This is a genomic window from Achromobacter xylosoxidans, assembly GCF_001457475.1.
GTDB classification, from domain to species: domain Bacteria; phylum Pseudomonadota; class Gammaproteobacteria; order Burkholderiales; family Burkholderiaceae_B; genus Achromobacter; species Achromobacter xylosoxidans.
The window spans coordinates 2890387-2916275 of the sequence record NZ_LN831029.1 but is presented as its reverse complement, the minus strand read 5'-3'; the positions used below and the strand labels follow the sequence as shown (position 1 = coordinate 2916275).

Sequence of the window (25889 nt, the reverse complement as noted above, 5' to 3'; positions counted from 1 at the left end):
TTACCCGTAAACACGCGCTTGCAGGCACTTTGTGACCAAGAGGCAACATAGAATGGCACGGCTTTTCAGCTATGCGTCATGCCGCGCCGCGCGCTTTTTCGCAATGCCTCCGGGCCCTGCCCGCACTCATCATTCGCAAAGAAGGACCATCATGTTCAAGAAGCTCTCGCTGTTGACCGGCTCCATCGTCCTGGCGTTCAGCGCCGGCGCCCAGGCCCAGACCAAGTGGGACCTGCCCAGCGCCTATCCCGCCAGCAACTTCCACGTCGAAAACCTGACGACCTTCATCAAGGACGTCGACACACTGTCGGAAGGCAAGCTCAAGATCACGCTGCACAACAACGCCTCGCTGTACAAGGCGCCCGAGATCAAGCGCGCGGTGCAAGGCAACCAGGCCCAGATCGGCGAGATCCTGCTGACCAACTTCGCCAACGAGGACCCGATCTACGAACTGGACGGCCTGCCCTTCCTGGCCACCGGCTACGACGCCTCGTTCAAGCTGTACCAGGCGCAGAAGCCGTTCCTGGAAAAGAAGCTGAATTCGCAGGGCATGACGCTGCTGTACGCGGTGGCCTGGCCGCCCCAGGGCATCTTCGCCAACAAGGACATCAAGCAGATCAGCGACATGAAGGGCCTGAAGTGGCGCGCCTACAGCCCGGTGACGGCCAAGATCGCCGAACTGGTCGGCGCCCAGCCGGTGACGGTGCAGCAGGCCGAACTGTCGCAGGCGCTGGCCACCGGCGTGATCGACTCGTACATGTCGTCGGCCTCCACCGGCTACGACACCAAGACCTACGAGTACATCAAGAAGTTCTACGACACCCAGGCCTGGCTGCCCAAGAACGCCGTGATCGTCAACAAGAAGGCGTTCGACGCGCTTGATCCGGCCACACAGGAAGCCTTGAAGAAGGCCGGCGCGCAGGCCGAGGAACGCGGCTGGAAGCTGTCGCAGGAAAAGAACAAGTGGTACCAGGAAGAACTGGCCAAGAACGGCATGGAAACCGTCAAGCCCACGGTCGAACTGAAGGAAGGCCTGTCGGTGATCGGCAAGCGCATGCTGGATGACTGGCTCAAGAAGGCCGGCGCCGACGGCCAGGCCATGATCGACGCCTACCGGAAGCAGTGATACGACCATGCGCCGCTTTCTGGATGGACTTTACGGCGCGGCCGGCCTGCTGGCCGGCCTGTGCACGATCGGTGTATTGGTTGCGGTGCTGGCCGCGATCGTCGCGCGCCAGCTTGGCCTGAACATTCCCGGCACGGACGCCTATGCCGGGTATTTCATGGCCGCCGCCGGGTTCCTGGCGCTGGCCAGCACCTTCAAGCATGGCGAACACATCCGCGTGACGCTGCTGCTGAACGCGCTGTCGCCGGCCGGCAGCCGCCGCCTGGATATCTTCGCGCTGGCGGCGGGCACCCTGATGGCCGCCGCCTTCGCCTTCTTCAGCGTCAAGCTCACTTACGACTCCTGGCAGTTCAACGACATCTCCACGTCCAACGACGCCACGCCGCTGTGGATTCCGCAGCTCAGCATGGCCGTGGGCACGGTCCTGTTCCTGATCGCCCTGCTCGATGAGCTGGTACGTCGTTCACGCGGCCTGGCCGCCGCCACCTCGCAGCAAACCCATGAATGAACTTCTCGTCATTACCCTGCTGGTCGTCTCGATCTTCGCATTCCTGGGATGCGGCGTCTGGGTCGGCCTGACGCTGGCGGGCACCGCCTGGATCGGCATGGAGATGTTCTCCAGCCGCCCGGCCGGCGATGCCATGGCCGTCACCATCTGGGGCGCCTCGTCCAGCTGGACGCTGACCGCCCTGCCCCTGTTCCTGTGGATGGGTGAAATCCTGTTCCGCACCCGCCTGTCGGAAGACCTGTTCAAGGGCCTGGCCCCCTGGCTCAACCGCCTGCCGGGCCGGCTGCTGCACACCAACGTGATCGGCTGCGCCATCTTCGCGGCGGTGTCGGGCTCGTCCGCGGCCACCTGCGCCACGGTCGGCAAGATGACCATCCCCGAGCTGACGCGCCGCGGCTACCCCGAATCGAAGATCCTGGGCACGCTGTCGGGCGCGGGCACCCTGGGCCTGCTGATCCCGCCGTCGATCATCATGATCGTCTACGGGGTGGCGGCGGACGTGTCGATCGCCAAGCTGTTCATCGCCGGTATCGTGCCGGGCATCCTGCTGGCGCTGTTGTTCATGGGCTACATCGCGTGGTGGGCCATCCGCAATCCGGACGAAGTGCCCGCCGCCGATCCGGGCCTGACGTTCAAGGAAAAACTGTCGCGTTCGCGCCACCTGATTCCGGTGATGCTGCTGATCGGCGCGGTGCTGGGCTCGATCTACACCGGCCTGGCCACGGCCACCGAGGCCGCGGCGGTGGGCGTGGTCGGGGCGCTGATCCTGTCGGGCCTGCAAGGGTCGCTGTCGCGCGCCACCTTCATGCAATCGCTGCTGGGGGCCACCCGGTTGTATTGCATGATCGCCCTGATCCTGGCGGGCGCGCAGTTCCTGACGCTGGCGATGGGCTACATCGGCCTGCCGCGGGCGCTGGCCGAGTGGATTGGCGGACTGGGCCTGTCGCAGTTCTGGCTGATCATGGCGCTGATGGTGTTCTTCATCGTGCTGGGCTGCTTCCTGGACGGCATTTCCATCGTCGTGCTGACCATGGGCGTGCTGCTGCCGACGGTGCAGGCGGCCGGCATCGACCTGATCTGGTTCGGCATCTTCATCGTTTTCGTTGTGGAAATGGCACAGATCACGCCGCCGGTGGGCTTCAACCTGTTCGTGCTGTCGGGCATGAGCGGGCGCGAGCTGCCCTATATCGCCCGCGCCTCGCTGCCGATGTTCTTCCTGATGATCCTGGCGGTGCTGCTGCTGTACCTGGTGCCGGGCATCGCGACGTGGTTGCCGCTGCACATGACGCTCTGATCCGCACACCACCCGCCCAAAACCCCGTTCCTGCAACGGGGTTTTTTTTGGAACAATGCCAGGATTGTTCCAGTCATCGCCTTTTTTGCATTTCTGTAAACCCAGGGAAAACGCGAAAAAGATAAACGCACTACACAAGCCGTAACTTTTCTAGAATCCTCGTGGCGTTCTGGATTGGCACCACTATGGCGCACGGAACGTACAGAGGGCCCATGCTCCGGACCCGCGCCAACCCCTGGCGTCGGTGCAACGGCCCAGCTCCAGGCGAACCGCCAGGCGCGTCCAGCCGAGCCAAAAGCCCGGCCCACGCTAAGAACAGAAACATTAGGAGAAGCCTCAGTGAAACGCATCACTCTTACGCTCGCCGCCGCCGGCCTCGGCCTGGCCGCAGGCGCCGCTTCCGCTGAAACCAGCGTCACCCTCTACGGTATCGCCGACGTCAGCATGCGCTACGTCAATACCGGCTCCGGCGCGTCCGGCGAGGACGGCAGCCGCCTTTCGATGGAAAACGGCGCCATCTCCAACAGCCGCTGGGGCCTGCGCGGCTCGGAAGACCTGGGCGACGGCAACCGCGCCTTCTTCCGCCTGGAGCAAGGCTTCAACGTGCAGAACGGCAACTCGTCCAGCTCGGGCAAGACCTTCAACCGCCTGGCCTACGTCGGCCTGGACGGCGGCAGCATCGGCGCGTTGACGCTGGGTCTGCAGAACACGGTGATCCAGGACCTGATGGCGGACTACTTCGATCCGCTGACCGTCGGTAACTACAACGAAAACTCGTGGCTGCCCGCCGCCATGGGCCGCGTGCGCAACAACAACACCTTCCGCTACTCGAACACGCTGGGCGACCTGAACGTGATCGCGTCGTGGGCCAACGGCGACAAGTGGTCGGACCGCAAGGCCGGCCAGCAGATGGGCGTGAGCCTGCGCTATACCGTTGGCCAGCTGGGCCTGGGCGGCGCCTTCATGCGCACCTACGAAGGCAACGACTCCGAACTGCGCCAGCAAGTGTGGAACTTCAGCGCTTCGTACCAGTTCGAAAGCGCCAAGGTCTTCGCCGGCTACTTCAACGGCCGCGACCAGACCGGCTGGGTCAACGCCGTCATGGGCGGCACCACCACCGCCCAGCTCGACCGCAAGGACAACGGCTACTTCGCCGGCGTGACCTGGCAGGCCACCCCGCGCTGGGCCATCACCGGCGCCGCCTACTACGACCAGAGCAAGAACGTGGTCGAAGACGGCGACAAGGGCAAGCGCTACGCCCTGGTGGCCGTGGCCGAATACGCGCTGTCCAAGCGCACCCAGGTATACGGCACCGTGGACTACAACAAGGTCCGCGACGCCGCCACCGGCGAAATCGCCGGCCGCACCAGCCAGCTGGGCGCCGGCGTGGGCATCCGCCACATTTTCTAAGTCCTTCGCGACTTACGGCCCGCCCCCGGCCGCATGTCAAAAAGCCCGTCGCCTCGCGCGACGGGCTTTTTTTTCGTCCAGCGCCTTGCCCGCGCTACATGCCGAGATACGCCTGCCGCACCTCGTCCGACGCCGCCAGTTCGGCCGCATTGCCGGACAGCGCGACGCGCCCGCTCTGCATCACATAGGCGCGCGCCGCGACTTCCAGCGCCTGCGCCATGTTCTGCTCGACCAGCAGCACGGACAGGCCGTCGTCGCGGTTGAGCGCGGCCAGCGCGTCGAACACCTGCTCGACCAGCAGCGGCGACAGGCCCAGGCTGGGTTCGTCGATCAGCAGCAGCCGTGGCCCGCTCATCAGGGCGCGGCCGATCGCCAGCATCTGCCGCTCTCCGCCGGACATGGTGCCCGCCAGCTGTTCGCGGCGCTCTTTGAGGCGCGGGAACAGCGCGTAGACCTTGTCAAGCCGTTCGCGATAGACGCGCTCGTCGCGCACCGTGTAGGCCCCCAGGCGCAGGTTTTGCTCGACCGGCTGGCGCGCGAACACCCGCGCGCCCTCCGGAATCATGGCAATGCCCTGCTTGACCAACTGGTCCGGCGGCGTTCCCGTGATGTCGCGCCCTTCGAAGACGACCCGGCCTTCCTTGGGTTTGACCGAACCGATGATGGCCAGCAGGGTGCTGGACTTGCCGGCGCCGTTGGCACCCAGCAGCGCCGCGATTTCGCCCGGGCGCACTTGCAGCGACACGTCGCGCACGGCCTGCACGCCGCCATAGGCCACGCTCAGGTTGTCGACCTTCAACATCACGTCAGGCACGGTGCTTCCTCCCCAGATAGGCTTCGATCACGGCGGGATTGCGCACGATGTCCTGCGGCGCGCCTTCGGCGATCATCTGGCCGAAGTTCAGCACCAGCACCCGCTGCGCCAGCCGCATGACCACCTCCAGCACGTGCTCGACGATGATCAGCGTGACCCCGGCAGCGTGGATGCCGCGCAGGATCTCGGCCAGCGCGATGGCTTCGGCCGGATTCAGGCCGCCGGCCACTTCGTCCAGCAGCAGCATGCGCGGCTCGGTCGCCAGCGCGCGCGCCAGCTCCACCCGCTTCTGCCCCGCCACGTTCAGTTCCGCCGCCAGCGTGTCGGCGCGGTCGGCCAACCCCACCAGTTCCAGCACCCGCGCCGAGGCGCGGCGCGCGTCGGGCAGGCGCGGATGGCGCAGCAGCGCGCCGACCATGGCGTTTTCCAGCACCGTCATCTGGCCGAAGCTGCGCGGGATCTGGTAGGTGCGCACCAGCCCCATCGCCGCGACCTGCTCCGGCCGCCGGCCGATCATGGACTCGCCGGCGAACGCCACCGTGCCGGAGGTCGGCTCGTGATGGCCGACCAGGCCGTTGAACAGCGTGCTCTTGCCGGCGCCATTGGGGCCGATGATGGCGACGATCTCGCCCGCCTCGACCGACAGCGAGATGTCCTTGTTGGCGACCAGGCCGCCGAAGCGCTTGGTCAGGTTCTTAACGTCGAGCAGAGCCACGGCGCCTCCTCAATGTCACCAGACCGCCTGGCAGGAACAGGGTGACGAGCAGGATCGCCAACCCGAAAATCAGCAGATCCAGGCCCAGGCCCGAACTGCCCCACAGCACCCGCGTGCCTTCCGACAGCGGCAACAGCACGGCCGCGCCCAGCCACGGGCCGACCAGCGTGCCGACGCCGCCCAGGATGGCCACCAGCACCACCTGCACCGACATCGTCAGGCTGAACATCGATTCGGGATCGATGAAGCCCACGTACATGGCGAAAAAGCCGCCCCACACCCCGGTCATGCCGGCGGACAGCACGAACGCCAGCATCTTGTAGCGGTCCGCCGGCACGCCCAGGCTGCGCGAGGCTGCTTCGTCGCCGTTGATGGCGCGCCAGTAGAAGCCGGTCTTGGAGTGCACCAGGAAGTACGTGGCGCAGAACGTCAGGAACGCCAGTCCCACCGCGATCCAGTAGTACGGCACCTTGCTGCGGAACAGCAGCATCCAGGCGGCGTCGCCGATCGGCGCTTCCAGCCCGACGGCGCCGCCGGCCCAGTCCCAGTTGATCATCAGCAGCAGCCCGATCTGCAGCAGCGCGATGGTGGCCATGGCGAAGTAATGGCCGGACAGGCGCAGCGTCGGCCCGCCCACCAGCCAGGCCAGCGCCGCGCTGATCAGGCCGCCCAGCGGGATGCCCAGCAGCGGCGTCAGCTTCAGGTGATGCAGCAGCAGCAAGGTGGTGTAGCCGCCCACGCCCACGAACACGGCGTGGCCGAAGGAAATGCGCCCGAGAAAGCCGCCCACCAGGTTCCAGCACGCGCCCAGCGCGCCGAACATGATGGCCAGCAGCAGCACCTGCAAGGTGAACGAGTCGGTCACCACCAGCGGCACCAGCGCCAGCAGCACCGCCGCCGCCAGCGCCACGGCCACCGGCCATTTCGGCACGCCCGAGCCGGCGCCGTCCTTTTTCTGTGTCGTCGTCATGTCACCACCGCCCGAACAGGCCGCGCGGCCGATACCAGAGAACCAGGATGAAGAGGATGAAGACGCTGACCGTCTTCAGCGCGGGCGCCACGAAGTAGCCCGTCATGGCCTCGATGATGCCGATCAGGATGCCGGCGATGAAGGCGCCCGGCAGCGAGCCGAAGCCGCCCATGCAGACCGCCACGAAGGCCAGCAGGCCAAACACCGTGCCCACCGAGGGAAACACATAGAAGAACGTGGTCAGCAGCGCGCCGGCCAGGCCGACCGCGGCGCTGCCCAGCATCCAGACCTGGGCGTTGACGCGGTCCGGCGAAATACCGACCAGCGCGGCCACCTGGCGGTCTTCGGCCACCGCTTGCAGGGCGTGCCCCCAGCGCGTGCGGTACACCAGCACGAACAGCGCGGCCACCACCACCAATGCCACCAGCCCGGTCACCACTTGCGGGCGACCCAGCGAAACGCCGGCCAGCGTGACGCTGCCGGACACCAGGGTATCGGGCAGGCTGCGGTAGTCCGGGCTGAAGGCGATGAACGCCAGCTGGCGCAGCACCAGGCCCAGGCCGAAGGTGGCCAGGATCACCGCCATCGCGGGTCCCTTCTGCAGGCGCTTGATGATCAGCGCATAGGTGAGGAAACCGACGAAGGCCAGCACGATGGCGACCAAGGGCGCCGACAGCGTGGGGTCGATATGACCCAGGGTGTAGAGCCAATAGGCGGCATACATGCCGAGCATCAGGAATTCGCCATGGGCGAAATTGATGACGTCGGTGATGCCCCAGATCAGCGCCAGCCCCACCGCCACCGCGGCATAGATCAGGCCGTTGAACAGGCCTGCCGAGAGAGCTTCGAACATGGAGTGCTCCTGTGGCGGGCCCCCGCGGCCCGCCACGGCTGATGATTACTTCCAGGAGAACGGCAGCGTGGGCAGCGTCTTGTCGGTGCGGTACTTTTCCGGCCATACCGTCTGGTAGGACGAACCCTTCAGTTCCAGGATCAGGCCGGAACCCTTGGTGTTCTGGCCCTTGTCGTCGAACTTCACGCCGGCCCAGGGCATGGCCACTTGCGCCTCGCCCAGGTCGGTGGCCGCCAGCGCCTTGCGGATCGCTTCCGGATCGGTGGAGCCGGCGCGGTTGATGGCGTCGGCCAGCACCAGCACGCCCTGCATCGAACGGGCGTTATTGCCGTTCAGGTCCTTGCCGGTCTTGGCCTTGTACATGTCGTTGATCTTCTTCAGGCCGGCCTTGGCGGCGGCCACGTCGTTGCCCCAGACGTCGCGCGTCAGCACGCCCTGCACCTGCGGGCCCACTTCCTGCACGAAGCGCGAGTCGATGAAGCCGGCGTCATTGGCCAGCAGCACCGGCGGGGCGTACTTGCTTTCGCGCATGGTGCGCACGAACAGCATGGCGTCCGAGGTGTAGCTGGCGAAGATCGCCACGTCCGGCTTGGCGGCGGCCAGCTTCTGCACTTCGGCCGTCACCGAGGCCGAGCCGGCGCTGTAGGCGATGTTGGCCACCACCTGGCGCTTGTACTGCTTGGCGAACTTCTCGACCGCCTTGTAGGTGTTGACGCCAAAGTCGGTGTTCTCGTAGACCACCGCGATCTTGGCGGTCGGCGTGCCCTTCACGCCGTCCAGGAACTGCATCATGTTCTCGACGAAGGTGTCGTCGTTGGGCGAGGTGCGGAAGAACCACTTGTAGCCGCGCTCGGTCAGGTCCGGGCTGCTGGACTCGCCATTCAGGTAGGGAATGCCGCGCTGCTCGGCGATGCGGCTGGCGGTCTTGGTGACGGCCGATTGGTAGGCGCCGGTCAGGGCCACCACTTTCTCCTGGTCGATCAGGCGCTGCGCGTCGGCCAGGCCCACTTCGGGCTTGCCCTGCGAATCGCCGAACACCACTTCGATCTTGGCCCCGCCCAGCGCCGGCAGGCCGGCGCCCGCGGCCAGCGGGATCCCTTCGAGTTCGGGATGCGGGTTATTGACGATGTCCACGGCCAATTCCACCGCGGCCTTGATCTCGGCGCCGGTGGACGCCAGCGCGCCGGACAGGGGATAGATCGCGCCGATCTTCACGGTCTTGACCTGCGCCTGCGTCGGCGCGGCGGCCAACAGCGCCAGACTCGCGGCGACACCCGCAATGAGCTTCATCTTCATTACCTGACTCCTGGAAAAAATCCCACTGTGAAAGCAATGCAATCCACGGGGCGCGCGGCCCCGGGCCCGGCGGATCCGGGCCTGCGGCGGCCCCGTCCCGCCGGCATGCCGGCAGGCGCTGGGCCTGAAACTTCTGTCGCCTTTTCCCCTTGTCCTTTCATGGATCTTTCTGGAGGCAAAACCAAAGCTGCGGATACGCCATGACAGGCGCCATGAGGGTGCCATGAGGGTGCCACGAGGACACCGCGAGCGCGTCATGGGGACGTCACAAGGACGCCAGGTACGGCTGATTCCTGATCGATGCGATTCCTGTTTCTAGCGGTTTTCCGCTGACGGTTGACTGAGAATGGCCGGTGGCGACTACCGATGGCGACTACAGGATCGCCATGCGGCTGTTGACGAGATCCGTGACCAGCATGTGGCCGGGCGCGTGCGTGATGCAGAAGTCGGGGCGCACCGCGGCCACCACCGACTGCGGCGTGACGCCGCAGGCCCAGAACACCGGCATTTCGCCCGGACGGATCTCCACGGGATCACCATAATCCGGCCGGTTGATGTCGGCAATCCCGATCAATGCCGGGTCGCCCAGGTGCACCGGCGCGCCATGGACCGAGGGAAAACGCGAAGTCACCTGGATGGCGCGGATGGCGTCGGCGGCCTTCAGCGGCCGCATCGACACCACCAGCGGACCGCCGAACACGCCGGCGGCATGGGTCGGGATGCTGGTGCGGTACATCGGCACGTTGCAGCCCTGTTCGATGTGGCGCACCGGCAGGCCGTTGTCGAGCATTGCTTCCTCGAACGAGAACGAGCAGCCGATCAGGAACGACACCAGGTCGTCGCGCCACCAGTCGCGCACGTCGGTGGGTTCGGCCACCAGCTCGCCGTTCTGCCAGACGCGATAACGCGGGATGTCGCTGCGGATGTCGATATCGTGGCCCAGCTCGGGCAACGCCGGATCGCCCGGCTCGGACATGGCCAGCAAGGGGCACGGCTTGGGATTGCGCTGGCAGAAATGCAGGAAATCGGCCGCCAGGGCGCGCGGCAGGATCGCCAGGTTGGCCTGCACATGGCCCGGGGCCAGGTTGGCGGTGGGGCCGGCCAGCTTGCCGCTGCGGGCATCGAGCCGCGCGCGGCGCGCCAGTTCCACGCTGCTGCGGACCGCCGAATCCAGTGCCATGTCAATTCCCCTTGCATCGATGTTGGTATGGGGACATTGCACAGGAACTCGGCCGCAGCGTCTAATCACATGTTGCGATAGACCCCGATCAGAATTCCTTATCAGGGTTTTGCCGGATGGCGCAGCGCTTCTTCGCGCGCAATCTGCTGCGCGGCCTCGGCCACGGTGCGCGGCACCTGGCTGTCCGGCCCCTGCATCCAGCAGGCGGTGTAGTGCAGCGGCGGCAGCGGCGGCGCCTTCACGTCGAGCAGCCGCAATTCGCCCTGCGCCAGCTCCTTATGCAGGATGACGGGCGCGATCACCGCCGTGCCGATGCCGTCCAGCGCCATCCGCACGATCACGCTCAGCGCCGAACTGCCGTACATGCGCGGCGCGTCGACGCCGGCCTGCTGCAGCACCTGCCGCACCGCGCGGTGCGGATCGGTGGTGGACGAATAGGTGATCACCGGCCATTGCCCCAGCCGCTTCAGGCTGATGGGCTGGCGCCCCACCTTGAGCTTGGGGCTGGCGACCCAGCTGAGCGGGTAATTGCACAGGTACAGGTTTTCGATGCGCGGCTCTTCCATCGGCCCCAGCAGGAACGCCAGGTCGATCTGGCGCGAGGCCAGCTGGGTCTTGAGCATGGTGGTGGTGTCGACCTGGATCTCGACCATCAGCGCCGGGTAGGCGTCGTGCAGGTACTCCATCAGCGTCGGCAGCCAGGTGTGGACGATGGTCTCGGACACGCCCAGCCGCAGGGTGCCGCTCATCACGCTCTTGGCGCGGGCCGCCTCCTGCATGTCGCGCCGCAGCTGCAGCATGCGCTCGGCATGCGACAGCAGCTCGCGGCCCTTGCCGGTCAGCTTGATGCCGCGCACGTCGCGGTCGAACAGGCGGATGCCCAGGTCGGACTCCAGCGACGCGATGCGCTGGGAAATCGCCGGCTGGGTAGCGTTGAGTTTTTCGGCCGCGGCGCGAAAGCCGCCCAGCGTGGCCACCCAGAAAAACGTCTCGATATTGCGCAGATCTATCATGGCGCCCAAATCCTGCCCCGTTGCGCGGCCTGTCCCGTCGCCATGTTAGCGTCGGAAGGACAATGCCGATATGGCGGAAAACACCGCCCTGCCCGCCCGCACCGTGGGACGGCGGGAAAGCGTGGGCCGCGACGCAACGCGGCCCCGGCGCCGGTTCAAGCGGCGAGCAATTCCTCGACCGCCAGGCCGATCGCCAGCACGCGGCGGTCGGCGCCATTGCTGGCGGCGATCATCAGGCCGACCGGCGCGGTGCCCGCGGCATGGCACGGCAGCGACAGCGCGCAGCCATCCAGGAAATTGATCAGGGTGGGATTGCGCAGGATCAGGCCGTTGGCGGCGTAATAGGCTTCGTCCGAGGCTTGCAGATCCGCCACCGCCGGCGCCACGATCGGCGTCGTCGGCATGATCAGGGCGTCGTAGCCGGCGATGCGGCGGTCGACCGCGGCCACCCAGGCTTCGCGCGCATCCAGCAGGTCCAGATAGTCGGCGGCGCTCATGTCCTTGCCGCGCAGAATGCGCGACACCACGCGCGGATCGTAGCGCTTGCCGGCGCGCGCGATCAGGTCGCGGTGCCAGGCCCAGGCCTCGGCTGCGGTGAAGCCGCCCTTGGCATTGATGTTGGCCAGTTCGGCGAATTCCGGAATGGCGATCTCGTCGACCAGGGCGCCGGCTTCCTTCAGGCGCGCCACGGCGCGGGCGAAGGTGTCGGACACGTGCTTGTCCATGCCGTCCAGCGCCAGCGTCCTGGGCACCGCCAGGCGCAGGCCGCGCAGCGGCAGCGCCTCGGGCACCGGGCCGCCCTCGCCCGACAGGATCGCGTCCAGTTCGGCGCAGCAGCGCACGCTGGCGGCGATCGGGCCGATGGAGTCCAGGTTGGCCGACAGCGGCAGCACGCCTTCCATCGAGACGCGCCAGGCGCTGGGTTTGAAGCCGGTCAGGCCGCACAGCGCGGCGGGAATGCGCACCGAGCCGCCGGTGTCCGAGCCGATGCCGGCCACGGCCATGCCGTCGGCCACCGACACCGCCGCGCCGGAGGACGAGCCGCCGGGAATGCGGCCGGTGGCGCGATCCCAGGGATTCAGCGGCGTGCCGTAATGGGGATTGATGCCCAGGCCCGAATAGGCGAATTCGGTCATGTTGGTGCGGCCGATGATGACCGCGCCGGCGGCGATCAGGCGCTGCACCACTTCGGCGTTGGCGTCGGCGGCGGGTTCGCCCTCGCGCGCCACCGAGCCGGCCATGGTGGTCTCGCCCTCGATGTCGAACAGGTCCTTGATGCTGATCGGCAGGCCCTCGATGGCCGAGCGCACGATGCCGGCGGCGCGCAGCGTGTCCGAGGCGCGGGCCTGGGCCATGGCCGATTCGGCATACAGCCGGGTGAAGGCGCGGGCGCCCTCGCCGGCCGGATCGCCGGCGCGGGCCAGCGCGGCTTCGGTCAGTTCAACGGAGGTGCTGCGACCGTCGTTCAAGGCGGCGGTCAGGTCGTTCAAGGTCGGATACATACGATTCCAGGTGCCGCGTCACGGCATGAAAGTGTTGGACCGGCGCGCCCCAACGGGGCGCGTCATGACAAATCAGGACGCCAGCCGGGCCTCAGGCCACCACCGGCAGGATCTCGACATGATACCGGTGGCGCAGGCTGCGTTGGCGGCGCGGATCGTACAGCTCCATGGCGAATCCGGCCGACGGGCGGATGCCGCCGATGGCGCCGACCGTGCCGCAGGTCATGCCCGCGCCTTCCGGCAGCGTCGCGGCCCCGCCGGTGTAGCCGGCGATCAAGTCCTGCGGCGTGCGCAGCGAGGCCAGCGGGCCTTCCTGGTACAGCACCTCGGCGCCGTTCTCGACGATGTACGAACGGATCACCAGCTCGTCCCAGTAGTCGGCCACGTCGGCCAGGCGCCAGGCCGTGGTCGCCACCGGCTTGACGCAGACCTGCTTGGACATGGCCACGCTGACCGTCTCCAGCTTGCGGTCGGTGTGGTCCGAGGCAATGCTTACGAACATTTCGCCGCCGGCCGCGAACACGAAGGTCTCGACCTCGCCGGACGAATCGCCGCCCACCGCCTGCACCCGTTCGGCCTGGGTCAACTGGTTGTCGGCGATGCGGTAGTACAGCGGCACGCTGGTGGGACGCGGCACGCCGATGGCGGCCAGTTCCTCGATGTGGTGCTCGATGGCGGCGATGTCGCGCCCGGCCCAGCCGGCCACGATGAGGGTATTGAAGTCCACCTCGACCTGGCGGGGGGAATCGGCTTCGATCTGGAATACGGCTTTCATGAAAAGTCCTGCGGAGGTAAACGGGAAAGAATGGGCACGGCCGCGCGGCCGTGCCCGAAGGGATACAGGGGCTAGCCGAACACCCGCGGCAGCCACAAGGCCAGGTCGGGCCACCATGCCAGCAGCGCCAGCATCACGAACATCGCCAGCACGAACGGCAGGCTGCCGGTGATCACGGCGCTCATCGAGCCGCTCTTGCGCAGGCTCTGCACCACGAACAGGTTCAGTCCGACCGGCGGCGTGATGAGCGCGGCCTCGACCAGGATGATGATGATGATGCCCAGCCAGATCGGGTCGTAGCCCAGCGCGATCATGATCGGCGCGACGATCGGGATGGTCGTGATCATCATCGACAGGGTCTCCATGAAGCAGCCCAGCACCAGGTAGAACACGATCACGATCAGCAGCATCCAGCCCGGCGACAGACCCAACCCGGTGATGGACTGGGTCAGCGCGTCGGTCAGGCCGGTGGCCGACATGACGAAGTTCAGGAAGCTGGCGGCCACCACGATCAGCATGATCATGGCGGTCGAGCGCATGGTGCCTTCCATGGCTTCGCGCAGCATGGTCCAGGTCAGGCGGCGGAACCAGGCGGCCAGGATCAGCGCGCCCAGCACGCCCAGCGCGGCGGCCTCGGTCGGCGTGGCCAGGCCGGCGTAGATCGAACCCACCACCAGCAGGAAGATGCCCATCGGCGGCGCCAGGTGCACCAGGCTGGCGAAACGCTGGCCCCAGGTGGCCTGGATCTTCTTGCCGCCCCAGGACGGCTTGGCCACGCAGGCGATCATCACCGTCAGCATGAACAACGCCGCCATGGCGAAGCCCGGGATGATGCCGGCCAGGTACAGCTTGGGCACGGACGAATTGGTCAGCACGCCGTAGATGACCAGGTTGATCGAGGGCGGGATCAGGATGCCGAGCGTGCCGCCGGCGGCCAGGCTGCCCAGGAACAGCGGCTCGTTGTAGCCGTACTTGCGGATCTGCGGAATCGCCACCGTGCCAACCGTGGCGGCGGTGGCGACGCTGGAACCGGAGGTGGCCGAGAACAGCGTCGAGGCGCCGATGTTGGCGTGCATCAGGCCGCCCGGCAGCCACGACAGCCACAGGCTCATGGCGCCGTACATGCGCTCGGCGAAGCCGGCCCGCAGCAGCACCTCGCCCAGCATGATGAACAGCGGAATGGCGACCAGGAGGAACTCGTTATTGGTGCTCCAGGAGATCTCGCCGATCGCGCGCGACAGCGGCAGCATCGAGAACATCGGGTCCAGGATCAGGCCCAGCACCCCGAGGGCCGCGCCCACGGGGATCGACAGGCCGATCAGGACCAGCAGCAGGGTCAATGCGGTGGCGATCATGCGGCGGCTCCCTTGACCATGCGCTCGCCGGCGGCGGCTTCCTCGTCGGCCTCTTCCTGCGCGGAACGCACGCCGCAGATTTCCTTGACCAGTTCGATGTCGCCGGTCACCAGCGCGGCCGAGGCGCGCGCCAGCATCAAGGCCACCGTGACGCACATCCACGCCAGGCCGAGCAGCCACAGGCCCTGCGGAATCCACAACGGCGTGGCCAGCGGCGTGTTGGCGGCGGACTTCTGCGCCCACGACATCTGCACCACTTCATAGGCGTAATAGGTCAGGAACACCATGAAGACGGCCAGCGCCACCATGGAAACCCAGTCGAGCACGGCCGACAGGCGCACCGGCAGCTTCTGGTACAGCACGTCCACCCGCACGTTGGCGCGCTGCAGCGTGGCGAAGGCCAGCGCCCAGGAGGTGCTGATGGCGAAGGCGTAGCTGGACAGTTCGTCGGCGCCGCCGGTGGTAAAGCCGAGGAACTTGCGGGCCAGCACGTCGAAGGAAATGAGCAGCACGCTGGCGATGGTCAGCGCGCCGCCCGCCCATACCGCGACGCGCGAGAAGGTCTCGGCGCGCCGCAGCAACCCGCCCAGCAGGCGGAAATGTTCGGATCGGGTCATGGGGACAGCCTTACTTGCTGGCGGTCACGCCCAGCGTCTTGCCGACGGTGGCGTTGAAGTCCTTGACGCACTGCGCCGAGCAACGCGCGGCCCACTTGGGCAGCACGGCTTCCTGCGTCACCTTCTTGAGCAGTTCGCGGTCGGCGTCCGAAGGCTGCACCAGCACCATCTTGCCCTTGACCGGGAACGGGCACGCCGCCGCGCCGGTGTTGCAGTCATAGCCTTCCTGGGTCTGGCGCGCCGCGGCGTCCCAGATGTTGTCGACCAGCGTCTTGACGTTGGCCTGCAGGAAGGTGCGCACGTTGGGGTCGAGCTTGTCCCAGGCCTTCTGGTTAACGGCGTGGATCTGCTGGTTCCAGTTGATCGGCAGCGCCACCAGGTGGGTCGACACTTCGTACCACTTGGCCGAGTAGCCCGACAGCGAGCCGGTGATGGCGCAATCGACCACCTTGTTCTGCAGCGCCGGCACCACTTCGCCGAACGCCATGGTGACGCTGGAGCCGCCCAGCGCTTCCACGAATTCGGCGGTGGTGCGGCTGCTGGTGCGGACCTTCTTGCCCTTGATGTCGGCCAGGCCCTTGATCTCGGCGTTGCAGAACAGCACCTGCGCCGGATAGGTGGAGATGCCCAGCAGCTTGACGTTGCTGCCCTCGCCGTACAGGCGCGCGTAGACCGGCTCGAAGGCGTTGGTCACCTCGCGCGCCGTCTTCACGTCCGGCGCCAGGCCGGCCAGGTCGATGGCTTCGTTGATCGGGTTGTCGCTGGCGAAGTACGACAGCGTGGCGGTGCCGAACTCGACCACGCCGGTCGACATCAGGCGCAGCAGTTCCGGGCCCTTCAGGCCCATTTCGTTGAAGCCCTTGATGTCCGCGGTGACCTGGCCCTTGGACGCTTCCGGAATGGTCTTGGTCCAGAACGGCTTTTCGTAATCGTTGTAGGCGGTCAGGTTGGACAGGCCGCCCACCACCTTGAGGTGGGTCTTGGGCAGGTCTTGCGCCTGGGCGGCGCCGGCCAACAGGCTGGCGGCGACGGCGGCGAGAGCGAGCGACTTCTTCATGGACGAAACTCCTGGCTGGCGGGATGGTCTGGCGCGCGCGGGTCCCCGTTACCTTGAGCGCGCGGGTAGAAATCGGAACGTCAGAGGAGCAAAGGTTTTCCCCCGGGCCTGTCTTTCCAGGCGATCTTCTTGATGTGCCGCCATTGCAGCGTCAGGGGCGCCGAGCGTCCAATCGTATGTTGCGATGTGGGGGTATAAATATTTCTTTGGTCTCGCCGGCCGGCCGCCCGGCGCCGGGCGCAGAGCCAGCAACCATGCGGCCTGGCGCGGGATCGCGGGGTCGGACGCTGGCGCGCCGCGAGCGCTTCGCATGACCGCCCGCGCGCCTGGCGCTGGGGAAAACACCTAGGCGCGCGCGCCGCGGCGGATCATGATGCGCGCCGTTGCCGGCGCGGCCCGGGGGGCCGCGCGCGGCTTCCTTTCGCGCGAACAGGCGCTAGGACGACGCCACGCCGTCGCCCGCCTGCGCGGCCACTTTCTGCGCCATCTGCGCGATCAGCCGCGCCGCGTGGCTGTCCGGCCCCTGCACCCAGGTGGCCGTGAAACTCAATTCGGGCAGTGGATCGGCGTCGACTTGCAGGATGCGCAGTTCGCCGCGCGCCAGTTCCTTGCCCAGGAACACCGGCGCGATCACGCTAGTCCCGATGCAGTCCTGCGTCATCCGCACCACCATCGACATCGAGGCGCTGCCGTACATGCGCGGCGACGCCACGCCGGCGCGCGTCAGCATGTCGCGCACCACGCGGTATGGCGCGCTGTTGGACGGATAGGTGACGATCGGCAGGCGGCCGATGCGCTCCAGCGTCAAGGGCTCGGGGCCCAGTTCCAGCAGCGGGCTGGCGACCCAGGCCAGCGGATAAGTGCACAGCGGCAGGTTCTCGACCCGCGCTTCCAGCACCGGCCCCATCAGGAAGGCCAGGTCGATCTGGCGCGACATCAGGTGCGAGCGCAGCACATGGGTGGTGTCCACCTCGATCTCCAGCACCAGCGCCGGATACGCGGCGTGCACCAGCTCGATCAGCGTCGGCAGCCAGGTCTGCACGATGGTCTCGGCCACGCCGATGCGCACCGTGCCCGTCATCACGTTCTGCTCGCGCGCGGCCTCGAACATGTCGCGCCGCACCTGCAGCATGCGTTCGGCGTGCGACAGCAGTTCATGGCCCTTGGCGGTCAGCTTGACGCCGCGGGCGTCACGCTCGAACAGTCGCACGCCCAGATCGGCCTCGAGCGAGGCGATGCGTTGCGAGACCGCCGGCTGCGTGGTGTTGAGCTTGTCGGACGCGGCGCGGAAGCTGCCCAGCGTGGCGACCCAAAAGAATGTTTCTATGTTGCGTAGTTCGATCATGAACCTTTCCCCCTGCCGCGATGAGCGTATCATGTCAGCCGCCCCGTGGCCCCCGCCCGGGATTGATCGCGCACAAGGAGTCCGTCCATGTCCCCGGCCGATACCGGTCGCCCGCGCCCCGGCGCGCCCGCCGCCAGCGGCCCGCTCGTCGGGATCCTGCTGCTGGTGCTGTCGATGTGGACGCTGTCGTGCCTGGACGCCAGTGGCAAGTGGGTCATGAACGCCGGGGTGCCGCTACTGGTGCTGTCGTGGTTCCGCTACGCGGTGCACCTGGTGCTGGTGCTGGCGCTGGTGCTGCCCACGCGCGGAACCGGCATCCTGCGCAGCAAAAAGCCCCGCGAACAGATCCTGCGCGGCGGCTCGATGTTCCTGGCCACGCTGATGTTCTTCACCACGCTCAGCTACATTCCCCAGGCCGAGGCCACCGCCATCAATTTCCTGGCGCCCTTGCTGGTGCTGTCGCTGGCGCCGTGGATCCTGAAGGAGCCGGCGCGCATGTCGCGCTTCGTGGCCGCGGGCATCGCCTTCGTCGGCGTCATCATCGTCATCCGCCCGGGCGGCGGCCTGCATCCGGTCGGCACCATTTTCGGCCTGCTGACGGCCTGTTGCTTCGCGGCCCAGTTCATCGCCACGCGCCGCGTCGCGGGCGACGATCCGTTCACCTCGCTGATCTGGAGCGGCGCCGTGGGCACCGGCTGTCTGACGCTGGCCCTGCCCTTCATCCTGCCCCCGGCGCTGCCGGTGCTGCAGGCGCTGACGCCGCTGGACTGGACCCTGCTGATCTCCACCGGCGTCACGGGCGGCCTGGGCCACCTGTTCCAGATCGCGGCCTACCGCCGCGCGCCGGCCTCGACCCTGGCGCCCTTCATCTACCTGCAGATCATCAGCGCCACCACGGTCGGCTGGCTGGTATGGGACCACTTCCCGGATCCCCTGACCTGGCTCGGCATCGCCATCATCTGCGCCAGCGGCATCGGCATCGGGCTGGTGGAATGGCGGCGCGGCCGCGCGTTGGCCGCGGCCGCCGCCGACGCGCGCTGAGCGCGGCGATCCGGGCCCGGGCGCCCTCGCCCGGCGCGCCGCCCCGCTCCCGTACAATCCGGAGCGGTCCCGCCTCTGGCGCGGGACACCGTCCCGGCATTCCCAGAACGAGGTCTTCATGATCATCAAACCCCGCGTGCGCGGCTTCATCTGCGTGACCACCCATCCCGTCGGCTGCGAGGCCAACGTCAAGAACCAGATCGACTACGTCCGCGCCCAGGGCCCGATCAGCGGGGGCCCCAAGCGCGTGCTGGTGATCGGCGCCTCCACCGGCTACGGGCTGGCCGCCCGCATCAGCGCCGCCTTCGGCTGTGGCGCCCAGACCCTGGGCGTATTCTTCGAACGCCCTGGCGAAGCGTCCAAGGCCGGCACGCCGGGCTGGTACAACAGCGCCGCCTTCGACAAGTTCGCCAGCGCTGCGGGCCTGTACGCCAAGAGCATCAACGGCGACGCCTTCTCCGACGCCATCAAGGCGCAGACCATCGCCGCCATCAGGCAGGACCTGGGCCAGGTCGACCAGGTGATCTACAGCCTGGCCGCGCCGCGCCGCACCCATCCGGTGAGCGGCACGGTGTTCAACTCGACCCTCAAGCCGGTCGGCCAGGCGGTGACGCTGCGCGGCCTGGACACCGACAAGGAAATCATCAAGGAATCGGTGCTGGAACCGGCCACCCAGGAGGAGATCGACGCGACCGTGGCGGTCATGGGCGGCGAGGACTGGCAGATGTGGATCGATGCCCTGCTAGAGGCCGGCGTGCTGGCCGAAGGCGCCACCACCACCGCCTTCACCTACCTGGGCGAGAAGATCACCCACGACATCTACTGGAACGGCTCGATCGGCGCGGCCAAGAAGGATCTGGACCAGAAGGTGCTCGACATCCGCGCCAAGCTGGCCGCGCGCGGCGGCGACGCCCGCGTCTCGGTGCTGAAGGCGGTCGTGACGCAGGCCAGTTCGGCCATTCCGATGATGCCGCTGTACCTGTCGCTGCTGTTCAAGGTCATGAAGCAACAGGGCACGCACGAGGGCTGTATCGAGCAGGTGTACGGGTTGTACCGCGACAGCCTGTGCGGCGCGGCGCCGATCCTGGACGCCGAAGGCCGCCTGCGCGCGGACGGCAAGGAGCTGGACCCAGCGGTGCAGGCGCAAGTGCAGGCGCTGTGGCACCAGGTGACCGAGTCCAATCTGTATGAACTGACCGATTTCGCCGGCTACAAGCGCGATTTCCTGCGCCTGTTCGGGTTCGAGATCGATGGGGTCGATTACAACGCCCATGTCGACCCGGATGTGAAGATCCCCGGACTGATCACCGCCTGAGGCGGGTTCGGGTCCACCGAGGGCCTCGTTCGCGCCGCCGGTGGCGGCCCGTCGGCGCCGCGCCTACGCCTTGCCGGCGCTGAACAGGCGCAGCAACTGGTCCAGCCCGCCCTGGTCGATCGCCACCTTGGCCTCGCGCCGCACCGCCGGCTTGGCGTGATACGCCACCGAGAGCCCGGCGGTGCGCAGCATCGGCAGGTCGTTGGCGCCGTCGCCCACCGCGATAGCGCGCTCCGGTCCAACGCCGAGCGCCGCGCACACCTCCAGCAATTTGCGACGCTTTTCCTCGCCATCGCACAGGTCGCCCCACGCTTGCGGCAGCAGCCGTCCCGTCAACCGCCCATCGACGACCTCCAGCACGTTGGCGCGCACGTCGTCCAGCCCCAGGCGCAGCCGCAGCCGGTCGGTGAAGCAGGTGAAGCCGCCCGTCACCAGCAGACAGAACAGGCCGGCGGCCTTGCAGGCCGCGATCAGCGTTTCCACGCCCGGGTTGAGCGCCAGGCGGTGTTCATACACCTCGTCCAGCGCCGCCGCGGGCATGCCGGCCAGCAGCGCCACGCGCTGCCGCAAGCTCTGCTTGTAGTCGACGATCTCGCCGCGCATGGCCGCTTCCGTCAGCGCGGCCACCTCCGCCTTTTTCCCCATCAGGTCGGCCATCTCGTCCAGCGTCTCGATGGCGATCAGCGTCGAGTCCATGTCGAAGGCGATGACCTTGTAGTCCGACAGCGCCAGCGGCGGCTGGATGCCGCGCCAGTGCAGGCCGGCATCGCTCTGGAAATCTTGCATGGGCATTCCTTCTCTATTGGTCAGGTAGCGGATGGCCGGCCTCGCGGCCCAGCCAGTCGATGAAATGGCGCGCCGCGGCCGCCGCTGGCGCATCCGGGCGGAACAGCGCATGGACGCCGGCGTTGGGCAGGCGCGGCTGCAGGAACAGCGGCCGCAGCCGGTCGGCGCGCAGGTCGTCCTGCAGCAGGCACCACGGCGCCAGGGCGATGCCCAGGTCATTCATGGCGGCCTGCATGCATAGGAATTGATGATCGAAGACCGGGCCGGGCAGCTGCGCCGGCACATCCACCCTGGCCAGCGCGAACCAGCGCGGCCAGTGGTCCATGCCGCCGGCCACCTTCAGCAAGGGGTGCCCCAGGCAATCCGCCGGCGCGGCCAGCCGGTTGCGCTCGATGAAGCGCGGCGACGCCACCGGCACGTGGAAGTCGTCCAGGCAGTGCACGCAGCTCATCTCCGCGTGCGTCACGAAACCGTGGCGGATGAACACGTCGCTGCCGCCCTCGTCGCCGCGGTCCAGGAACGAACGCCCCTGGGTGGTGAGCTGCACATCGATGCCGGGATGCAGCGACTGGAACGCCGACAGGCGCGGAATCAGCCATTTCATCGTCAGCGACGGCGTGGCACTGACGCGCAGCACCCCGCCATGGCCCGGCGAGCGCAGCTTGGCGGTGGCCGCGGCGATGCGCTCCAGGCTGGCCTGGACCTCGGGAAAATATGCCTGCGCGCACGGCAGCAGCGTGACGCCGCGCGCCTCGCGCGCGAACAGCGGCTGGCCGATGTAATCCTCCAGGATGCGGATCTGCTGGCTGACCGCGCTGTGCGTGATGCTCAGTTCGTCGGCCGCCGCGGTGAAACTGCGCAGGCGCGCCGCGGCCTCGAACACCCGCAAGGCTTTCAGCGGCGGCAGGCTCGGGCCCGCCATCTCAGGCGATGCCCGCCCGTGCGCCGGGCCGGCGCAAGGCTTTGCTGCGATTTCCCACGATTTCCCTTGTCATCTGTTTTATCCGATGCCGCTCGCGGCCGCACCGTTGCTATGAGCGGCATTCTAGGGGATTGCGGCGCCGCCGACCTCTTAGAAAAACTAACGCCAGCCCTTAAAAAACACCGCTGGTCGCCATGGCCCGGCATTCCTATGATGCGCTCAATCCCAGGCAGGAACCCTTCATGGCATCGATCACCGTAGACGGCATCATCAAGACATTCGGCGGCCAGCAGGTGCTGCGCGACCTGTCGCTGCACATCCCCGACGGCGCGTTCTACACGCTGCTGGGCCCCAGCGGCTGCGGCAAGACCACCCTGCTGCGCTGCATCGCCGGCTTCTACGCGCCCGACGGCGGCCGCCTGCTGTTCGACCAGGACGACGTCACGCACGTATCGGCGCACCGCCGCGACATCGGCATGGTGTTCCAGGACTACGCGCTGTTTCCCGACAAGACCGCCTTCGACAACGTCGCCTACGGCCTGCGGGCCCGTGGCGTGGCGCGGGCCGAAATCAAGCGCCGCGTCGACGAGGCGCTGGACAAGGTCGGGCTGGCGGCCCTGGCCGACCGCTACCCGGCGCAGATGAGCGGCGGCCAGCGCCAGCGCGTGGCCCTGGCCCGCGCCCTGGTGATCCGGCCACGCGTGCTGCTGATGGACGAGCCGCTGTCGAACCTGGACGCCAAGATGCGCCTGCAGATGCGCGACGTCATCCTGGACCTGGTGCGCGAGGCCGGCATCACCACCGTGTTCGTCACCCACGACCAGGAAGAAGCCCTGGCCATGTCCGACCGCATCGCCATCATGGACCACGGCAGCATCGCCCAGCTGGGCACGCCGGAAGACCTGTACGGCACCCCGGTCAACGCCTATGTGGCGGACTTCATCGGCTCGGCCAACGTGATCCCGGTGCCGGCCCGCGGCGGCCTGGCCGGCGCGCCCGCCGGCCACGTGCGCTACGAGCTGTGCGGGCTGGGCTTTGACGGCACCCTGGGCAGCGACACGCTGGCCGAGCGCGCGGTGCTGATCGCCCGCCCCGAGGAACTGGCGCTGATGGCGCCCTCGCCCTACGTGCCCAACACCCTGCCCGGCAAGGTGCTGCGGCGCCAATACCTGGGCTTCAAGACCGCCTACCGCATCGCGCTGCAGGACGGCTCGGAGATCCGCGTGGAGCTGCACGCGGGCAACATGGTGGCGCAGTTCCAGCCCGGCGAGGCCGTGCAGGTGCTGATTCCCGCCGACAGCCGCGTCGTCAACGCCTGAGGACCGCCACGCCATGAAAATCAAATGGTGGCCCTGGGGCATCCTGACGGCAATCAGCCTGGCGCTGCTGCTGTTCTTCGTGCTGTATCCGCTGGCGGTGCTGTTCAGCAACAGCGTCACCGGCCAGGACGGCGGCTTCTCGCTGGAAGGTTTCCGCGCGCTGCTGGCCGACTCGCAATACCTGGAGGCCTTCGGCAACACGCTGGTGCTGGGGCTGGTGGTGACCACCTGCACCATCTTGGTGGGCGTGCCGTTCGCCTACATGGTGGCGCGCTACGACTTCCCGCTCAAGAACCTGGTGGCGATCCTGCCGGTGCTGACCATCGTCATTCCCGAGATCATCGTCGGCCAGTCGTGGCTGCTGGTGCTGGGCAACAACGGCATCCTGACCAATCTGCTGGGCGACGCGGGCATCTCGCTGCCGTCTTTCTATGGCTGGACCGGCATGGTGTTCTCAATGACGCTGGTCTATTACACCTATATCTACCTGGGCGTGCTGGCCGCGTTGCGCGGCTTCGACGGCCAGCTGGAAGAAGCCGGGCTGAGCCTGGGCACGCCGCCGCTCATGACGCAGCTGCGGGTGCTGGTGCCGGTACTGCTGCCGGCGGTGCTGGTTAACGCGCTGGTGGTGTTCACGCTGGTGGTCGGCAACTTCGCGCTGGCGATGCTGCTGGGCAGCCGCGTGCCGCTGCTGTCGGTGATGACCTACAACACCTTCGTCAGCGAAATGGGCGGCAGCCCGACGCTGCAGAGCGCCATGTCGGTGGTGTCGATCGCCATCGTCGCCATCGTGCTGTTCGTGCAGAAGCGCGTGGTCGAGCGCAAGGTGTACACCATGACCCAGGGCCGCGCGCCAGCGGCGCGCCGGGTGCGTTCGTGGCAGGCAATGCTGTACACCGGCGGCGTCGGCCTGGTGATCCTGCTGTCGCTGCTGCCGCTGATCGTGGTGTTCATCGCCGCCTTCACCAAGACCAGCGGGCCGGTGATGCACTGGGGCTCGTGGTCGCTGGCCAGCATGCAGCGCGCGCTGCACGGCGCGCCTGAGCCGATCCTGAATTCGCTCAAGTTCGCCTCGCTTGCCACGGTGACGGGCGTGGCATTCGCGGTGCTGGTGAGCTACCTGACCATCAAGAAGCGCAGCGCCTTCACCCAGGTGCTGGACTACATCGTGGTGCTGCCGCTGACCATCTCCGGCACGGTGCTGGGCATCGCGCTGGTGCAGACCTTCAACACCGGCTGGCTGGTGCTGGCCGGCACCTCCGGGATCATGGTGCTGTGCTACGCGGTGCGGCGCCTGCCGTTCGCGGTGCGCAACGCCTCGTCGGTGCTGTTCAACATTCCCGACTCGATCGAGGAAGCCTCGATCAGCCTGGGCGTGTCCCCGCTGATGACCTTCTTCAAGGTCATCCTGCCGGCCATGAAGGCCTCGATCATCTCGGCCGCCATCCTGATGTGGCTGACCACGATTTCCGAGCTGTCAGCCTCGATCGTGGCCTACAGCGGCGGCCTCGAAACCATGCCGATCGCCATCTTCCGCCAGGTCGACGGCGGCCGGCTGGGCATGGCCTCGGCCTATGGCGCGGCGCTGGTCACGGTGATCGTGCTGCCCATCATCGTGTCGGTCAAGGCATTCCGCATCAAGCTGTTCTCCGGCAAATAACCCGCATCCACAAAGGCTAACCATGCACTTCAAATACCTCCTGCACACCGGCCTGCTGGCCGCCGTCATGGCTTCGGGCGCCGCGCACGCGCAGAACGTGGTCCTGTACTCGTCCAACAACACCGAGACCATCGAGACCGCGCTGGACGCCGTCAAGAAGCAGTCGCCCAAGCTGAACGTGCAGCCGGTCACCGGCGGCACCGGCACCATGATGAAGCGCATCGAAGCCGAAGCCCAGAACCCGCGCGGCGACCTGTTCTGGAGCGGCGGCTTCGGCACGCTGGGCGCCTACCGCCAGCATTTGCAGCCCTACCGCCCGGCCGATATCGACAAGATCCCGGCCGAGTTCCGCGGCCCGGACGATCTGTGGGTCGGCACCAACGTGCACATCATGGTGCTGATGGTCAACGAGCGGCAGTTGAAGGGCCTGGCGGCGCCGGCCACCTGGTCGGACCTGATGCAGCCGCAATGGAAGGGCAAGTTCGCCATCACCGATCCGTCCAAGAGCGGCACCGCCTACATGCTGGTCTACGGCCTGTACAAGCAGTTCGGCCAGGAAGGCCTGGACAAGATCGCCGCCAACGCCGTGGTCACGGCCTCGTCGGGCACCACCTACAAGGGCGTGGCGGCCGGCGAATACGCGGTCGGCATGACGCTGGAATACGCCGCCCAGGAATACGTGGCCGGCGGCCAGAAGGAAATCAAGCTGGTCTACCCGACCGAGGGCAGCTACCTGGCGCCCGAAGGCATGTTCATCATCAAGGGCGCCAAGAACCTGGACGCCGCCAAGGCGCTGTACGACGGCCTGCTCAGCAAGGAGGCCCAGGAAGCGCAATTGGTGAAGAACTTCCGCCGCCCGACCCGCAGCGACATCGCGGTGGCCAGCCTGACCACCCTGCCCGACTTCAACAGCATCAAGATCTTCCCGGTCAGCCAGGACGCCGCCGCCAAGGAGTACGAAGCCGTCGTCGCCGCCTGGAACCAGGCCGTGGCCAAGGCCAAGTAAGGCTCGCGCC

Annotated in this window: 24 protein-coding genes; 9 read left to right on the top strand and 15 right to left on the bottom strand. The window is 67.3% G+C overall.

All coding sequences use genetic code 11. The features are described from left to right. Positions 1-151 precede the first annotated feature (151 nt). The 4 genes from dctP to AT699_RS13215 all read left to right on the top strand — a co-directional run bounded on the left by dctP (position 152) and on the right by AT699_RS13215 (position 4338). Positions 152-1126 carry a TRAP transporter substrate-binding protein DctP gene (gene dctP / locus AT699_RS13230; protein WP_024068741.1) on the top strand — a complete coding sequence of 325 codons (975 nt, stop codon included), beginning with the start codon at positions 152-154 and terminating at the stop codon, positions 1124-1126. Between the two features lie 7 nt (positions 1127-1133). Then, a complete protein-coding gene (locus AT699_RS13225; protein WP_024068740.1) occupies positions 1134-1634 on the top strand; it encodes a TRAP transporter small permease in 501 nt (166 codons plus the stop codon). Beyond that, complete coding sequence (locus AT699_RS13220; protein ID WP_006388198.1) at positions 1627-2928, top strand: TRAP transporter large permease; 1302 nt, start codon at positions 1627-1629, stop codon at positions 2926-2928. The genes AT699_RS13225 and AT699_RS13220 overlap by 8 nt, the downstream gene beginning before the upstream one ends. Before the next feature lie 339 nt (positions 2929-3267). Next, positions 3268-4338 (top strand): porin, encoded by a 1071-nt coding sequence (locus AT699_RS13215; RefSeq protein WP_024068739.1) that lies wholly within the window; start codon positions 3268-3270, stop codon positions 4336-4338. Positions 4339-4432: 94 nt separating this feature from the next. Here AT699_RS13215 and AT699_RS13210 read toward each other — a convergent pair whose 3' ends face one another. The 13 genes from AT699_RS13210 to AT699_RS13150 form a co-directional block, all read right to left on the bottom strand. Then, positions 4433-5140, bottom strand: a complete 708-nt coding sequence (locus AT699_RS13210) for an ABC transporter ATP-binding protein (protein WP_053501252.1) — start codon at positions 5138-5140, stop codon at positions 4433-4435. A gap of 4 nt (positions 5141-5144) precedes the next feature. Next, a complete protein-coding gene (locus AT699_RS13205) occupies positions 5145-5867 on the bottom strand; it encodes an ABC transporter ATP-binding protein (protein WP_020927499.1) in 723 nt (240 codons plus the stop codon). Continuing rightward, positions 5848-6837 carry a branched-chain amino acid ABC transporter permease gene (locus tag AT699_RS13200; RefSeq protein WP_020927498.1) on the bottom strand — a complete coding sequence of 330 codons (990 nt, stop codon included), beginning with the start codon at positions 6835-6837 and terminating at the stop codon, positions 5848-5850. Before AT699_RS13200 ends, AT699_RS13205 begins: the two co-directional genes overlap by 20 nt. Before the next feature lies 1 nt (position 6838). Continuing rightward, positions 6839-7690, bottom strand: coding sequence for a branched-chain amino acid ABC transporter permease (locus tag AT699_RS13195; protein WP_006388193.1), 852 nt, complete (start codon positions 7688-7690; stop codon positions 6839-6841). A 45-nt stretch (positions 7691-7735) separates the two neighbouring features. Further along, positions 7736-8986, bottom strand: a complete 1251-nt coding sequence (locus tag AT699_RS13190; RefSeq protein WP_006388192.1) for an ABC transporter substrate-binding protein — start codon at positions 8984-8986, stop codon at positions 7736-7738. 373 nt (positions 8987-9359) lie between these two features. Further along, on the bottom strand, positions 9360-10166 hold the full coding sequence (locus AT699_RS13185) for a putative hydro-lyase (RefSeq protein WP_020927495.1): 807 nt from the start codon (positions 10164-10166) through the stop codon (positions 9360-9362). Between the two features lie 101 nt (positions 10167-10267). Next, the gene (locus tag AT699_RS13180) at positions 10268-11179 is read right to left on the bottom strand and encodes a LysR family transcriptional regulator (protein WP_006388190.1); all 912 of its coding nucleotides are present in this window, start codon (positions 11177-11179) and stop codon (positions 10268-10270) included. Between the two features lie 155 nt (positions 11180-11334). Next, positions 11335-12681 carry an amidase gene (locus tag AT699_RS13175; RefSeq protein WP_024068737.1) on the bottom strand — a complete coding sequence of 449 codons (1347 nt, stop codon included), beginning with the start codon at positions 12679-12681 and terminating at the stop codon, positions 11335-11337. Between the two features lie 91 nt (positions 12682-12772). Next, a complete protein-coding gene (locus AT699_RS13170) occupies positions 12773-13456 on the bottom strand; it encodes a DUF2848 domain-containing protein (protein ID WP_024068736.1) in 684 nt (227 codons plus the stop codon). Between the two features lie 71 nt (positions 13457-13527). Then, complete coding sequence (locus tag AT699_RS13165) at positions 13528-14811, bottom strand: TRAP transporter large permease (RefSeq protein WP_020927492.1); 1284 nt, start codon at positions 14809-14811, stop codon at positions 13528-13530. Next, the gene (locus AT699_RS13160; protein ID WP_020927491.1) at positions 14808-15428 is read right to left on the bottom strand and encodes a TRAP transporter small permease subunit; all 621 of its coding nucleotides are present in this window, start codon (positions 15426-15428) and stop codon (positions 14808-14810) included. Before AT699_RS13160 ends, AT699_RS13165 begins: the two co-directional genes overlap by 4 nt. 10 nt (positions 15429-15438) lie before the next feature. Then, a complete protein-coding gene (locus AT699_RS13155) occupies positions 15439-16485 on the bottom strand; it encodes a TRAP transporter substrate-binding protein (protein WP_006388185.1) in 1047 nt (348 codons plus the stop codon). Positions 16486-16921: 436 nt separating this feature from the next. Then, positions 16922-17830: a LysR family transcriptional regulator gene (locus tag AT699_RS13150; RefSeq protein ID WP_020927490.1), complete on the bottom strand. Its 909-nt coding sequence runs from the start codon at positions 17828-17830 to the stop codon at positions 16922-16924. An 87-nt stretch (positions 17831-17917) separates the two neighbouring features. Between AT699_RS13150 and AT699_RS13145 the strand changes: the two genes are divergently transcribed. Beyond that, entirely contained in the window at positions 17918-18871 is a 954-nt protein-coding gene (locus tag AT699_RS13145) for a DMT family transporter (RefSeq protein ID WP_024068735.1), read from the top strand. A gap of 118 nt (positions 18872-18989) precedes the next feature. Beyond that, a complete protein-coding gene (gene fabV / locus AT699_RS13140; RefSeq protein WP_024068734.1) occupies positions 18990-20186 on the top strand; it encodes an enoyl-ACP reductase FabV in 1197 nt (398 codons plus the stop codon). A 63-nt stretch (positions 20187-20249) separates the two neighbouring features. Here fabV and serB read toward each other — a convergent pair whose 3' ends face one another. Together serB and AT699_RS13130 are read right to left on the bottom strand one after the other, a co-directional pair. Continuing rightward, a complete protein-coding gene (gene serB / locus AT699_RS13135; RefSeq protein WP_006388181.1) occupies positions 20250-20972 on the bottom strand; it encodes a phosphoserine phosphatase SerB in 723 nt (240 codons plus the stop codon). Between the two features lie 13 nt (positions 20973-20985). Next, positions 20986-21894, bottom strand: coding sequence for a LysR substrate-binding domain-containing protein (locus AT699_RS13130; RefSeq protein ID WP_024068733.1), 909 nt, complete (start codon positions 21892-21894; stop codon positions 20986-20988). Between the two features lie 242 nt (positions 21895-22136). On the opposite strand from AT699_RS13130, the gene AT699_RS13125 reads away from it, so the two are divergent. Genes AT699_RS13125 through AT699_RS13115 form a run of 3 tightly spaced genes read left to right on the top strand, consistent with a single transcriptional unit; the run spans position 22137 to position 25879 of the window. After that, on the top strand, positions 22137-23213 hold the full coding sequence (locus AT699_RS13125; RefSeq protein ID WP_020927485.1) for an ABC transporter ATP-binding protein: 1077 nt from the start codon (positions 22137-22139) through the stop codon (positions 23211-23213). 13 nt (positions 23214-23226) lie between these two features. Then, positions 23227-24873 (top strand): ABC transporter permease, encoded by a 1647-nt coding sequence (locus tag AT699_RS13120; protein WP_006388177.1) that lies wholly within the window; start codon positions 23227-23229, stop codon positions 24871-24873. A gap of 22 nt (positions 24874-24895) precedes the next feature. Further along, on the top strand, positions 24896-25879 hold the full coding sequence (locus AT699_RS13115) for an ABC transporter substrate-binding protein (RefSeq protein ID WP_024068732.1): 984 nt from the start codon (positions 24896-24898) through the stop codon (positions 25877-25879). Positions 25880-25889 lie beyond the last annotated feature (10 nt).

Coding starts and splice junctions, on each gene's coding strand:
- AT699_RS13195 (WP_006388193.1), bottom strand. CDS start 7,690: ATGTTCGAAGCTCTCTCGGCAGGCCTGTTCAACGGCCTGATCTATGCC.
- AT699_RS13190 (WP_006388192.1), bottom strand. CDS start 8,986: ATGAAGATGAAGCTCATTGCGGGTGTCGCCGCGAGTCTGGCGCTGTTG.
- serB (WP_006388181.1), bottom strand. CDS start 20,972: ATGCAAGATTTCCAGAGCGATGCCGGCCTGCACTGGCGCGGCATCCAG.
- AT699_RS13220 (WP_006388198.1), top strand. CDS start 1,627: ATGAATGAACTTCTCGTCATTACCCTGCTGGTCGTCTCGATCTTCGCA.
- AT699_RS13165 (WP_020927492.1), bottom strand. CDS start 14,811: ATGATCGCCACCGCATTGACCCTGCTGCTGGTCCTGATCGGCCTGTCG.
- AT699_RS13155 (WP_006388185.1), bottom strand. CDS start 16,485: ATGAAGAAGTCGCTCGCTCTCGCCGCCGTCGCCGCCAGCCTGTTGGCC.
- AT699_RS13120 (WP_006388177.1), top strand. CDS start 23,227: ATGAAAATCAAATGGTGGCCCTGGGGCATCCTGACGGCAATCAGCCTG.
- AT699_RS13225 (WP_024068740.1), top strand. CDS start 1,134: ATGCGCCGCTTTCTGGATGGACTTTACGGCGCGGCCGGCCTGCTGGCC.
- AT699_RS13210 (WP_053501252.1), bottom strand. CDS start 5,140: ATGTTGAAGGTCGACAACCTGAGCGTGGCCTATGGCGGCGTGCAGGCC.
- AT699_RS13150 (WP_020927490.1), bottom strand. CDS start 17,830: ATGATCGAACTACGCAACATAGAAACATTCTTTTGGGTCGCCACGCTG.
- AT699_RS13115 (WP_024068732.1), top strand. CDS start 24,896: ATGCACTTCAAATACCTCCTGCACACCGGCCTGCTGGCCGCCGTCATG.
- AT699_RS13185 (WP_020927495.1), bottom strand. CDS start 10,166: ATGGCACTGGATTCGGCGGTCCGCAGCAGCGTGGAACTGGCGCGCCGC.
- AT699_RS13130 (WP_024068733.1), bottom strand. CDS start 21,894: ATGGCGGGCCCGAGCCTGCCGCCGCTGAAAGCCTTGCGGGTGTTCGAG.
- AT699_RS13175 (WP_024068737.1), bottom strand. CDS start 12,681: ATGTATCCGACCTTGAACGACCTGACCGCCGCCTTGAACGACGGTCGC.
- AT699_RS13125 (WP_020927485.1), top strand. CDS start 22,137: ATGGCATCGATCACCGTAGACGGCATCATCAAGACATTCGGCGGCCAG.
- AT699_RS13180 (WP_006388190.1), bottom strand. CDS start 11,179: ATGATAGATCTGCGCAATATCGAGACGTTTTTCTGGGTGGCCACGCTG.
- AT699_RS13145 (WP_024068735.1), top strand. CDS start 17,918: ATGTCCCCGGCCGATACCGGTCGCCCGCGCCCCGGCGCGCCCGCCGCC.
- fabV (WP_024068734.1), top strand. CDS start 18,990: ATGATCATCAAACCCCGCGTGCGCGGCTTCATCTGCGTGACCACCCAT.
- AT699_RS13160 (WP_020927491.1), bottom strand. CDS start 15,428: ATGACCCGATCCGAACATTTCCGCCTGCTGGGCGGGTTGCTGCGGCGC.
- AT699_RS13200 (WP_020927498.1), bottom strand. CDS start 6,837: ATGACGACGACACAGAAAAAGGACGGCGCCGGCTCGGGCGTGCCGAAA.
- dctP (WP_024068741.1), top strand. CDS start 152: ATGTTCAAGAAGCTCTCGCTGTTGACCGGCTCCATCGTCCTGGCGTTC.
- AT699_RS13170 (WP_024068736.1), bottom strand. CDS start 13,456: ATGAAAGCCGTATTCCAGATCGAAGCCGATTCCCCCCGCCAGGTCGAG.